Here is an 11752-nt window from a genome sequence, read left to right on the forward strand (position 1 = left end):
CTCTATTTGCCCGGTTTATAATCTGGCAGCGCGGGCGCTGATAGCAAAGATCCTGCGCCGCCTTCATCCAGACGCTCGGTCACAGATGTAAGTGATTTGGTCAGCGCCTGCATATCCTGAACCAGCTGATCTATCTCTGGCAATGTCTTGTTTCCAAATTGTTGAACCCCTGGCCGTGCATCATCCAGCACGACGCTTAGCGCTGCCATGCTCTGTTCCGCCGCAGCGAGCGTCTTGGTCAGGTTTTTCGCCAAAGGCTCGCCATTATTATCCAATAGCTGATTGGCCTGATCCGCAACATCAGATAGTTTTTCGATTGTTTCACCGGCTTTTTTAATCGTAACCGTCGATTCTGTCATTAATCGGTCAAGATTGGGTGCCTGTTTCGCCAAAGCACCAGTCATTTGTTCGGTGTTTTTCAAAATCCCCTCAATCGACTCCTGATTCTTGTCAGATAACAGCATCGTCAACCGGTCAGTCAATGTCGCCAGCCGCTCCACCACCAATGGTGCGCTGTTTAGCAATTCTCCCAATGCGCCCGGTTTGGTAGGGATCACAGGCACGCCTTCTGGCCCCAGTTCTACAATGGGCGGAGCCCCTTTGACCGCACCATCCAGTTGGATATTTGGTGGAGCGGTAAAGCTAATGCTTTGAACGGTTGCTGTCGTACCCTGTAGTATCGGTGTTTTCTGACTGACTTCGATGCGAACGCGCACGAAATTCGGATCTTTTTCCCATAATTCCACTTTGAGCACCTGACCGGACGGAACCCCCGCAAAGGTTACCCCCGTACCTTTTGCCAGGCCACCAACTGCCTGTGCAAAAAATATGTCATATTGTTTGGTTTCGCCATCACCAAACCGGACAATCCAGACCAGAAATGCCGCGACCAGCGCAAGCAAAAGCAGGGTGATCGCACCCACTAGAATATGATTGGACCGTGTCTCCATTATCTCACCTTTATGACCAGCCGTCGCCGTACCTGCAACATCTCTCTATCTCCGCGCCTGTTTTTCCGCTGCATGAGCTGCGACGCGACCCCGTGGCCCGTTAAAATACTCCTGTATCCACGGATGATCGAGCGCCAGGAGCTCCTCTATTGTCCCCACCGCAATCACGCGTTTTTCCGCCAATACAGCCACGCGATCGCAAATAGTATGCAGGGTGTCGAGATCATGGGTGATGAGGAAAACAGTCAACCCTAGAGTCTGTTGTAATTCCAGTGTCAGACTATCAACTGCGGCCGCGCCTACCGGATCAAGCCCGGCAGTCGGCTCATCCAGAAACAATAATTCCGGATCAAGCGCTAAAGCACGGGCTATACCTGCACGTTTTCGCATCCCGCCCGATAGTTCAGCCGGATATTTAGGGGATGCTTCTGGTGGCAAACCGGATAGAGCGACTTTGTATCTCGCAACCTCACGGCGAAACTCACGATCCATCTGCGGATAATATTCGCGGATCGGGACCATGACATTTTCTGCCACTGTCAAAGTGGAAAACAGCGCGCCGCCCTGAAATAATACGCCCCAGCGTTTGCGTACATCCAGAGTTTCGGCTTCCGAACGACCGAGCAAGGGCTCGCCAAATACATCAATCTCGCCTTCATCAGGTATTTGCAGCCCGATGATCGAACGCATAAGGACGGACTTTCCAGTCCCCGACCCGCCGACGACGCCCAGAATCTCTCCCTTTCGGACATCCAGATCAAGATTCTCGTGCACCACCTGCGGACCGAAACTGTTGCGTAGCCCTTTGACACGGATCACCGGTCCGTCATAGCCGGTCTTCATGGTCACAGAGTCATCATCTGCCATCAATTCCACCCGATCCAGCTAAAGAACATGGCAAAAAATGCATCCAGAACGATAACCAGAAAAATCGCTTGTACAACCGCAGCCGTCGTACGCTTACCAACTTCTTCAGCATTACCTTTAACCTGCATTCCTTGATAACAGCCGCTAATTGCGATGATCGCCCCGAACACTGGCGCTTTTACAAGACCGACATAAATATCGGTAATCGGAACAACTTCCCTGATCCGGGCAAAAAACGTTGCCGGCGGAATGCCCAATTCCAACCAGCTTAACAGGCCGCCACCAATAATGGCGACTATCGATGAATAAAAGCCAAGCAGAGGCAGCATTAAAACAGCCGCCAGAAAGCGGGGCAGCACCAATGCTTCCACCGGTGACACGCCAATAGTACGCATGGCATCAATTTCTTCGGTCAGCTTCATCGTGCCAATCTGTGCGGCAAAAGCAGAACCGGACCGGCCAGCGACCATGATCGCAGTCATCAAGATGCCCAGTTCCCGAAATGTCAGTCGCCCGACAAGATTAACGGTGAACACTTCCGCTCCAAATTGCCTAAGCTGCACTGCACCTTGCTGGGCAATAACCATACCGATAAGAAAGCTCATCAATCCGATTATGCCAAGCGCCCGCACGCCTACGACATCAAAACGCTGAATCACGGCATGCCAACGGATTCGGCTGGGATGACGCAGCAATGAACCAGCCGAAATCAAAATAGCGCCGAAAAAACCGATCAAGCCAGCCAAGGTTGAAAGCGCCGTTGTCGTCGCTTCCCCAACTTCGTTCAACACACGCAGAACGGGATTTGGTGGCATAGGACGGACATCTGCATCCTGATCAGCGCCACTCACTGCTGTGATCAGACGCTCCGCCTCTTGATCCGCACCGACAATTTCTGCGCCGGTGTCGCGGGCCGTGCGATGGATCAGCCACGCTCCGACCGTATCAATATATCCCGTATCAGACAGGTCCAGCCGATGAATATCCGCGCCATAGTCGTGCAGACGTTCAGGCAGGTCACCTATCGCGGCAATGGACAGATCGCCGGAAAAGCGAAGAATATATTCGCCATCCCCTGTCACCTCCTCGACAAAATCGCTCTCCACTGTCATTCCCTAGTGGTGACGTAAAATCACTGAAAGCTCAAGCAATTATGAGCATCATTTAGTAAGTGGCGATTTATTCAGGACCGTTTATTCAGATATTTCTATTATGGCGCAAAAAATTGATAAAGGAACGCGATGACAAAAATAGCAATCTATGACATGGACCGGACGATCACCGTGCGCGGCACTTATACTCCGTTTCTGTTCCATATGCTATTTGCGCGCGCGCCATGGCGGTTGATATTCTTGCCGCTGCTGCCGTTTGGGTTCATTGGTTATGGACTGAAGCTCATCAGCCGAAAAAGCCTGAAAACCTATAACCAGCGGCTTTTGCTGGGTAGCAGACCCAAGCTCGCCAAAATGATGCCCCATATCGAAAGCTATGCGGATAAAGTGATGGAGATGAACAGCTATCCCAAAGCTATTAAGCAGGTCGAAGCCGACCGGGCAGAAGGTAGGAAGTTAGTCCTCGCAACCGCGTCCTATGAGCTTTACGTCAATGCCATAGCTGCGCGGCTGGGATTTGATGCAGTAATCGCAACCCGGCTGAAAATTGATCAGGGGCGCGTATTGCCAGAAATTGTCGGCGAGAACTGCTATGATGAAGCCAAGCTCGACCGTATCAAGGCTTTCCTGAACGAACAGGGTCTAGAGCGTGAGGCTGTCTATATCCGCGCTTATTCCGATCACATCAGTGACGCACCGATGTTGGAATATGCCGACGAACCCATTGCCACCACGCCCAGCGGACCGATGCGCTTACTTGCCAAAAAGCGGGGATGGAAAATATTGGACTGGAATTAAAAAACTCCGCCTCTCCCTCAGACAGCTTCCAAAGCCTGCTCAAAATCAGAGATCAGATCATCCGCATCCTCGACCCCAATGGAAATCCGCACCAGATTATCGGTAATACCCAAAGCTGCCCGACGCTCATCAGAGACGGATAAATGTGTCATTGCGGCAGGAAGGCTCGCCAAGGTTTCGGTTCCGCCCAAACTGACCGCCAGCTTGGCAATTTTCAAGGCATCGAGAAACGCAAAACCCTCCGCCTCTCCGCCCTTTATGAACAGCGAGAATGTCGATCCGGCACCGCTGCAATGGCGATTATAAATATCCTTTTGGTACTCATCGGAAATAAAACCAAGATAACCAAGCCCTTCAACCTTGGGATGGTCACGCAGAAAAGCGCAGATTTTCTCGGCATTTTCACCAGCACGAGTCATACGCAACTCCAGTGTTTCCAGACTCCGCATTAGCATCCATGCGGTATTGGGATCGCATATTGTTCCGATGGTGTTACGGATTGCACGGACCGGGTCCATGGAGGCTTTGGAGCCCAATACGCCACCAGCGACAAGGTCGCTATGTCCGCCGACATATTTGGTCAGGCTGTAAATCACTATATCCGCGCCATGCTTTAACGGTTTCTGCCATAGAGGGCCAAGAAACGTATTATCAATCGCGATTGGGGGGGCATCGTCAGTGTCGAAAACCTGATCACGGGCTGCGGCCACTCCTTCAATATCCACTAACGCATTGGTCGGATTAGCCGGACTTTCAAGATAGATTATCGCAACCTTACCTCCATTTTTGGCCGCTTGCGCCTTGGCTTGTTCCAGCACCTCGGCTACCTTGTCCGGAGACGCCCCTGCCGGAAAGTCCAGATAGGTCACGCCAAACCGGCCCAAAACTTTGCTGATCAGCGTTTCGGTTGCCGCATAAAGAGGGCCACTGTGCACCACGACATCGCCCTGATTAACATTGGCAAGCAGCACCGTTGCAATAGCCGACATGCCGCTTGAAAATACCAGCGCATCCTCTGCTTCATCCCAAACGCCAAGCCGGTCTTCAAATATTTCCTGATTGGGACCATTAAAGCGCGAATAGACCAGCCCGTCTGCTCCGCCGGGCCGTTTGCCGGTAATACCCTCAAAATGCCGCTTGCCAGCTGCTGCATTTTCAAAGGCAAAGGTGGAAGTCAAAAAAATCGGCGGCTTGAGCGAGCCTTCTGACAGAGCCGGATCATAACCATGGCCCATCATCAAAGTGGCCGGTTTCAATTTGCGTCCGCCAATTTTTTCGATCGGTGCTTTGGGTACATGGCGCGGTGTGACCGCTACGCCAAGATCTTCGGTAGCATCATCCTGAGTGTCATACTGATCGTCGTTTTGATCGGCCATTTCTTCTATCTCCACCATCGATTATCTTATGAATCCCATGCCGCAAAATATGGTTGATTTCAAATGAAACCATATCAATGCCGCCAGAATATAATATCAAGCAGACTAGCCGCATCTCTTGTCGGGTAAAGCAGATAATATTGCTATCACCGTAATCCGATCAGTGAGATTTGCCGCCCATAGCCTGCTTCTCCGCGATGGCAAGAACGGCGGTAGCTGTAATAGCGGTCCTCATTTGTATAAGTGTCGAGGCCAAGCGCGTCGATTTTCTTAATTCCTGCTATGGTTAAAAGATGCACGACATAGGCTTCGATATCGAAATGAAAATGATCGGGTCGCCCCGCTTCAAAAAACCGCTCGTTAACAGGATCATCTGTCACAAAATGCTGCCGGAATCCCACATCAACTTCATAGCTGCCTTGCGCGATGCACGGACCGATAGCGCACATAATATTTTCCCGGACTGCGCCGAGCTTTTCCATCGCCGTGATTATATTGTCCGTCACACCGCCAAGCGCCCCCTTCCATCCGGCATGAGCGGCGCCAATAACCTGCGCGACAGGGTCATAAAACAAGACCGGCACACAATCAGCGGTCAATATACCGAGCAAGTATCCCGGTCGGTCCGTTACCATTGCATCGGCATGGGGGCGTTCTGTATCAGCATCAATCGCAAAACCTTTGCCAACCGTCACAACATCGGCGCTATGCACCTGATGCACAGTCAACAGTTGGCTGTCAGGTAGCACCGCCGCTTTGGCGCGATGGCGGTTTTCCAAAATTATATCATGCTCGTCATCGCTGCCCAGACCAACGTTTAGTCCTGCATAAATGCCCGTGGAAAGCCCGCCCGCTCGGCCCAGAAATCCGTGAGGTACGCCTTCCAAAAGCGGTGATGTTGTAACTTCCACAGCCAAAGAGCATTCATCAGGCAAGGCTTCTGCTCACTTGCTCGGATACATCTTTTGATAGTTCGGGTGTGGCCGCAATCTTCTCCAGTGCCTGCCGCATCAATTGCGACCGGCCCTGTTCATACCGGCGCCAACGGCCCAGCGGCGGAATGAACCGCGCAGCAGTTTGCGGATTTTGCCCGTCCAGCGCGATGATCATATCGGCAAGCATCTGATACCCCTGGCCTGACGGATCATGGAACCGCACAGGGTTGCTGGTAAATCCGGCATATAGCGCACGCACGCGGTTGGGATTGGCGAGGGTAAAAGACGGATGTTTTGCCAACCTTTCTACCCGCTTTACAGTGTCTGAGCGCTGTGACAGCGCCTGCAAAGTGAACCATTTATCCAGCACCAGCGCATTATCCTTGAACTGTTTGAAGAAATCTTCAAATGCCCATGTCCGCTGTTTTGCTTCCATATGAGACAAAACAGTCAGCGCCCCTTGCATCGCGGTCATGTTGTTAGCGTTGCGAAATTGATCAAAAGCCAGTTCTGCCGCATCCTCAACTTGCGATGCAGCGATATAGGATAGTGCAACATTCCGCAGCTTGCGGTCAGCGCGAGCCGGAGCATCCAGAGAAAATTCACCCGGTTCGCATTGTTTGTAAAGGCGACGGAATTTCCGTTCAAACTGCACACCTATTTTGCCGCGTAATTTTTCGCGCGCATCATGAATTGCTTGTGGGTCGACCTCTGCCATCTGGTCTGCCAAAAATGCTTCGCTGGGAAGCTGGACCAGTTCTGCCAGAAATGCACGATCAATAGTTTCGTCCGCCAAGACCGCACCGACGGCTTGCAAAATAATGTCACGATCTGCGGGCGCCCCCGTAATCTGCGCGACCAGATAGCTGGTCATGAGTTGCTGCATAGCCTCGAACCGCGCAAACGGATCGTCGTCATGAGAGGAAAGAAACGCCAACTCCTCTGCTGTGCGGCTACTTTCAAGAATGATTGGCGCAGAAAACCCGCGATTGATCGACAGGACCGGACGCTCTTTATAGCCCTCAAAAGTAAAGCTTTGCTCCGCCTGATCCAGCGTTATCAGCTTTTCGCCCGAGTGCGCTCCGGTTTCCGGATCAAGCAATGCGATTTTTAGAGGGATGACCATGTCCGAAGCAGCTGGCGGCGCTCCGCCTGCTGACAAAGTCTGTTTCAGATCCAGCGTGGCTGTGCTTGTTTGCGGATCATGACTAAGCTTGGCCGACACGCGCGGCGTTCCCGCTGTTTCATACCAGCTACGAAACTGTTTCAAGTCAATATCGCCGCCATCTTCCATAGCCACGACAAAATCTTCGCAGGTTGCTGCCTCTCCATCGTGGCGGTCAAAATACAAGTCCGTGCCTTTACGAAACCGCTCTGGACCTAGCAAAGTCGCCATCATCCGGATGACTTCCGCGCCCTTGTTATAAATGGTCGCGGTGTAGAAATTGGATATTTCCTGATAGCTTTCAGGGCGGATCGGATGCGCCAGCGGTCCTGAATCTTCGGGGAATTGCGCGGCGCGTAAGATGCGGACATCCTCAATCCGTTTCAGCGCCGCCGAACCCATGTCCGCCGAAAAGCTTTGGTCACGGTAAACGGTAAAACCTTCTTTCAGGCTAAGCTGGAACCAGTCGCGGCAAGTGACACGGTTGCCGGACCAATTGTGAAAATATTCATGCGCCACGACGCCCTCGATCCCGTCATAATCAGCATCGGTTGCCACTTCGGGGTCTGCCAATATGTAGCGGGAATTAAAGATATTAAGTCCTTTATTTTCCATCGCGCCCATATTGAAATCACTCACTGCGACAATGTTGAACAGTCCCAGATCATATTCGCGGCCATAGGTTTCCTCGTCCCAGCGCATAGAATCTTTCAGCGCCTTCATCGCATGGCCGGTGCGCGGCAAATCACCGTCCCGGACCCAGATATTCAATTCGACCATCTTTCCTGATCGTGTCGTAAAACTATCTGTGTTGGCGACCAGATCACCCGCCACTAGCGCGAATAAATAGCTGGGCTTTGGCCATGGGTCATTCCACTGCGCCCAATGACGGCCATTTTCGCCATCTCCTTCCGCCACTTTGTCACCATTGCACAGCAGAATAGGGAATGTTTCCTTATCTCCCTCCATCCGCACCGAATAACGGCTTAAAATATCCGGCCGGTCCGGGAAAAATGTGATCCGGCGAAATCCCTCTGACTCGCACTGTGTGCACAACATGCCTTGCGAAGCATAAAGCCCCATAAGCTGGGTATTGGTGGACGGGTCCAGCTCAACTGTAATTTCCACCTCATGTGCAGCGCCGTCGAGCGGTAATTGCAGGTTGCCGTCCACCAACTGCCAATCAAGGCGTGCAGCGCCATCTACCTTTACCGAAACAGGGAGCAATCCATCCCCGTCCAATATGAGCGGTTCTTGTCTTTTCGCGGATTTTGAACGACGCACGTCCAATGTCGAGCGCACAACCGTGTGTTCCAGCCCCAATTGGAAATCGAGCGCGATGGCCGGAATGAACCATGCCGGTGGCCGGTAATCTTCGCAGCGGATGATAGCGGGGGCGAGTGCGGGTTGGGCCGCATCAGTTTTTTGAATATCTAGCATAGCTCTCGACATAAGGGCCATTGGCCCGCCGTGCAATTGTGATTATGCTTCTGGTGATTGTGTTCACCCTTTCGTTATTCAGGAATTAAGCCATGCCTAACATGCTGATCTTTGGTCTGGGTTACACCGCAACCCGCCTGGCGACACATCTGCGCGCCGAGGGTTGGCAAATCACTGGCACAAAACGCGACGCAGACGACGGGGCCATAGACTTTAATGATGAAACAGCCGTCCTGAACGCATTGGATAAGGCCACACATATATTATCCACCGTCCCGCCGTCCCGTGATGGCGATCCCGTGCTTGAAAAATATGGCGCAGCGATCAAGGCTGCGACGCTGGAATGGACCGGCTATCTGTCATCCACAGGGGTTTACGGCGATGTCGCTGGCGCATGGGTCGATGAAAGCGCGCCCATTGGCTCTGGCCGGCGAAAGGCACGCAGCGAAGCCGATCGCAAATGGCAAGTGCTACGCGATAAGGTCAGCGTGCTGCGTCTGCCCGGTATTTACGGGCCGGGTCGCAGCCCGATCACCCGCGTCAGGCAGGGTAAGGCAAAGAGGATTGACGTTCCGGGCCAAATATTCAGCCGCATATATGTCGATGATATTGTGGCCGCTATCATCGCTTCTTTTGATGGGCCGGCGGGAGTCTATAATATCTCCGACGACCTGCCCGCGCCGCAGCAGGAAGTTATTGCCCATGCCGCACAGCTCATCGGTATGGAGCCACTGCCGCTACTGTCATTAGAAGAAGCGCAACTGTCTGATGCCGCCATGGGTTTTTACGAAGAAAACCGCCGGGTTGCCAATGGTAAGGCGAAAAGGTTGCTGGATTGGCAGCCGCAATATCCGGATTATAAGGCGGGATTGGCAAGTCTGGCGGAATAAGCGCGATGCGTCGTCAAGCGACCACTCTTGGCATTTTCGGCTTGCGGGCACGCAGTGCCACGATCAACCCTGTAATCGCCAATAATGCCCCCGCAACGGGTAAAGCAGTCCAAGTATAACCTTCAAACAGGGTCGACAATATCATTGCGACGACCGGCACCAAAACACTGGCATAAGCGGCCTTTCCTGCTCCGATTTCTCTCAGCAGTGCGAAATATAGCGGGAATGTAATCACTGACCCGACAATGGCGAGATAGAAAATCCCGGCGATATAGCCTGCCCGCATTTCCATTACCGGTGGACCGGCCATAATCCATGATAACGATATATTGAATAGCGAGCCCCAGAACATCGACCAGGCGAGCAACGTGAAAATCGGGTAGGAACTTAATCTGGGCAATGCCTGCATCACATTGGCGCTAGAAGCCGATAATATCCCGCAAATGGTCAGCGTCATACCCAATATCACGTCGGTAATGGTTGCCGGAGAGGATTTATATTCATGCCATAATAACAGCGCTATCCCTGTCGCGGCTATTGCTGAGCCAGCCAGAAATGTACCCTTTATCCGCTGCCCCAAAAATATTCTTCCCAGCACCGCATTGGGGACCATCAACAAAGCAAATAGAACCGCAACCAGCCCGGATGTAATGTAAAGCTCAGCGTTATAGACAAAGTGAAAGTTGAATGAAAATTGCGCTATACCGATCAGCATAGCCCAAAACTGACCAGCGCGACCCAGCCGGAAAGGCAGCCGTTTGAACGCCACCAATAGAAACATCGCTACCGCTGCCACAATGAACCGATAGCTTACGGACCAGCTTGGCGGAACGTCGGAAATCTGGTCTTTTATCACCAGCCAAGTTGAACCCCATACCAGTGATATGAGCAGAAACGGAAGCAATATGCGCGGTGATAGCAGGCTTGGCTCCTGAACGGCGGTGTCGCCCTCTTGCGCGGTCATAAAGCCGCAATCGCTGTAGCTAAGGGCTGAATATCCGCCGCGCTCTGGTTCCAGCTGGTCACCAGTCGGGCCTGCCCCTCTCCCCAGTCATAAAAATCAAATCCTGCACGGCGCAGTGTTTCGGCTTCGCTGGCTGATAGTCTAATAAAAACCTCATTGGCTTCGACCGGATATAGCAGCCGCTTTCTGGCGGCCTGCGCGATCATCTGCGCCCCTGCATTGGCAGCGCGCGCATTTTCAAGCCACAGATCACCGTCCAGCATCGCGAGTAACTGCGCCGCGAGATAGCGGCCCTTCGACTGTAAATGCCCGGCACGCTTGCGGCGGTAATGGGAATCACGGGCCAGATCCTTGTCAAAAAATACCAGCGCCTCCGCGCTCATTCCGCCATTTTTGACAAAGCCAAAGCTCAGCACATCGACGCCTGCCTTCCATGTTACTTCGGCAGGGTGACAGCCCAGCATTGCCACCGCATTGGCAAAGCGGGCGCCATCCATGTGCAAGCCCAGTCCGCGCGCTGTGCAGGTTTCCGCAACTGCCGCAACCTCATCCGGTCTGTAAACCAGCCCGTATTCCGTCGCATTGGTGATCGACACGGCGGCGGGCTGCACCTGATGCACATCATCGCGGATCGCGGCGCAATAGTCATTTACCGTCTGCGCGGAAACTTTGGCACCTTCGCCCCCTACCAGCATCAGCTTCGCTCCGCCGGTATAAAAACCCGGCGCGCCCGCTTCATCCTGTTCGATATGCGCTTCTTCGTGGCAGATCACACCTTGATACGGCTGGCATAATGCTGCCAGAGCCAAAGAATTGGCCGCTGTGCCGGTCGCCACCCACATCGTTTCAACTTCCGTTTCAAAGATGTCTGAAAACGCTCCGTTCAACCGCGCGCTAAGGGCATCTCCATCATAGGCAGTGTCTTGCTCGTTAGCCTGTGCCAAGGCATCCATCACCTTCGGATGCACAGATGCTGCATTATCGGAGAAAAATCGCATGCCACGTGCCATGATGCGAACCAGCCGTTACGTCAAGATTATGATTGCGATAGAGTATCGCGTGGCTAGCGCTTCTTGGCGATCTTTAACTTATCGGCCTTGGCGCGCGCTTTGACTGATTCCTCACTGCGGGTAAGAGCTTTTGCTATGGCCTTCAGGGTCATACCCTTTTTGGCAAAGCCATGCAGCTTCTGGATTTCTTCACTGGTCCATGGTTGCTTGTGGCGCTCAAAATGTTCTTTTCCCATAACCCGCCT

The 11752-nt window shown here is 52.8% G+C and carries 11 protein-coding genes; 2 read left to right on the plus strand and 9 right to left on the minus strand.

From position 1 onward, the window contains the following. Nucleotides 1-2 precede the first annotated feature (2 nt). From AB1K62_RS10975 to AB1K62_RS10985, 3 genes are read right to left on the minus strand one after another with little or no spacing between them, the layout of a single operon-like run. Entirely contained in the window at nt 3-950 is a 948-nt protein-coding gene (locus AB1K62_RS10975; RefSeq protein ID WP_367003580.1) for an MlaD family protein, read from the minus strand. 45 nt (nt 951-995) lie between these two features. Then, on the minus strand, nt 996-1817 hold the full coding sequence (locus tag AB1K62_RS10980) for an ABC transporter ATP-binding protein (protein WP_367003581.1): 822 nt from the start codon (nt 1815-1817) through the stop codon (nt 996-998). Beyond that, entirely contained in the window at nt 1817-2929 is a 1113-nt protein-coding gene (locus AB1K62_RS10985) for an MlaE family lipid ABC transporter permease subunit (RefSeq protein WP_367003582.1), read from the minus strand. Before AB1K62_RS10985 ends, AB1K62_RS10980 begins: the two co-directional genes overlap by 1 nt. Nucleotides 2930-3058: 129 nt before the next feature. Between AB1K62_RS10985 and AB1K62_RS10990 the strand changes: the two genes are divergently transcribed. Continuing rightward, on the plus strand, nt 3059-3727 hold the full coding sequence (locus AB1K62_RS10990) for an HAD-IB family hydrolase (protein ID WP_367003583.1): 669 nt from the start codon (nt 3059-3061) through the stop codon (nt 3725-3727). A gap of 17 nt (nt 3728-3744) precedes the next feature. On the opposite strand, the gene AB1K62_RS10995 is transcribed toward AB1K62_RS10990, so the two are convergent. From AB1K62_RS10995 to pepN, 3 genes are all read right to left on the minus strand, one after another. Then, on the minus strand, nt 3745-5103 hold the full coding sequence (locus AB1K62_RS10995; protein ID WP_367003584.1) for a cystathionine gamma-synthase family protein: 1359 nt from the start codon (nt 5101-5103) through the stop codon (nt 3745-3747). Nucleotides 5104-5249: 146 nt separating this feature from the next. Next, nucleotides 5250-6038 (minus strand): peptidoglycan editing factor PgeF, encoded by a 789-nt coding sequence (gene pgeF / locus AB1K62_RS11000; protein ID WP_367003585.1) that lies wholly within the window; start codon nt 6036-6038, stop codon nt 5250-5252. Beyond that, entirely contained in the window at nt 6031-8643 is a 2613-nt protein-coding gene (pepN, locus tag AB1K62_RS11005) for an aminopeptidase N (RefSeq protein ID WP_367003586.1), read from the minus strand. The genes pgeF and pepN overlap by 8 nt, the downstream gene beginning before the upstream one ends. A 92-nt stretch (nt 8644-8735) precedes the next feature. On the opposite strand from pepN, the gene AB1K62_RS11010 reads away from it, so the two are divergent. Then, nucleotides 8736-9533: an SDR family oxidoreductase gene (locus AB1K62_RS11010; protein WP_367003587.1), complete on the plus strand. Its 798-nt coding sequence runs from the start codon at nt 8736-8738 to the stop codon at nt 9531-9533. Between the two features lie 13 nt (nt 9534-9546). Here AB1K62_RS11010 and AB1K62_RS11015 read toward each other — a convergent pair whose 3' ends face one another. From AB1K62_RS11015 to AB1K62_RS11025, 3 genes are all read right to left on the minus strand, one after another. Then, the gene (locus AB1K62_RS11015; protein ID WP_367003588.1) at nt 9547-10497 is read right to left on the minus strand and encodes an EamA family transporter; all 951 of its coding nucleotides are present in this window, start codon (nt 10495-10497) and stop codon (nt 9547-9549) included. Then, entirely contained in the window at nt 10494-11495 is a 1002-nt protein-coding gene (locus tag AB1K62_RS11020) for a beta-eliminating lyase-related protein (protein WP_367003699.1), read from the minus strand. The genes AB1K62_RS11015 and AB1K62_RS11020 overlap by 4 nt, the downstream gene beginning before the upstream one ends. Nucleotides 11496-11560: 65 nt before the next feature. Beyond that, nucleotides 11561-11743, minus strand: a complete 183-nt coding sequence (locus AB1K62_RS11025) for a hypothetical protein (RefSeq protein WP_367003589.1) — start codon at nt 11741-11743, stop codon at nt 11561-11563. Between the last annotated feature and the right edge of the window lie 9 nt (nt 11744-11752).

It is taken from the genome of Parasphingorhabdus sp. JC815 (genome assembly GCF_040717415.1).
Taxonomy (GTDB): Bacteria; Pseudomonadota; Alphaproteobacteria; order Sphingomonadales; family Sphingomonadaceae; genus Parasphingorhabdus.

Coding starts and splice junctions, on each gene's coding strand:
- AB1K62_RS10975 (WP_367003580.1), bottom strand. CDS start 950: ATGGAGACACGGTCCAATCATATTCTAGTGGGTGCGATCACCCTGCTT.
- AB1K62_RS10980 (WP_367003581.1), bottom strand. CDS start 1,817: ATGGCAGATGATGACTCTGTGACCATGAAGACCGGCTATGACGGACCG.
- AB1K62_RS10985 (WP_367003582.1), bottom strand. CDS start 2,929: ATGACAGTGGAGAGCGATTTTGTCGAGGAGGTGACAGGGGATGGCGAA.
- AB1K62_RS10990 (WP_367003583.1), top strand. CDS start 3,059: ATGACAAAAATAGCAATCTATGACATGGACCGGACGATCACCGTGCGC.
- AB1K62_RS10995 (WP_367003584.1), bottom strand. CDS start 5,103: ATGGCCGATCAAAACGACGATCAGTATGACACTCAGGATGATGCTACC.
- pepN (WP_367003586.1), bottom strand. CDS start 8,643: ATGCTAGATATTCAAAAAACTGATGCGGCCCAACCCGCACTCGCCCCC.
- AB1K62_RS11010 (WP_367003587.1), top strand. CDS start 8,736: ATGCCTAACATGCTGATCTTTGGTCTGGGTTACACCGCAACCCGCCTG.
- AB1K62_RS11015 (WP_367003588.1), bottom strand. CDS start 10,497: ATGACCGCGCAAGAGGGCGACACCGCCGTTCAGGAGCCAAGCCTGCTA.
- AB1K62_RS11020 (WP_367003699.1), bottom strand. CDS start 11,495: ATGCGATTTTTCTCCGATAATGCAGCATCTGTGCATCCGAAGGTGATG.
- AB1K62_RS11025 (WP_367003589.1), bottom strand. CDS start 11,743: ATGGGAAAAGAACATTTTGAGCGCCACAAGCAACCATGGACCAGTGAA.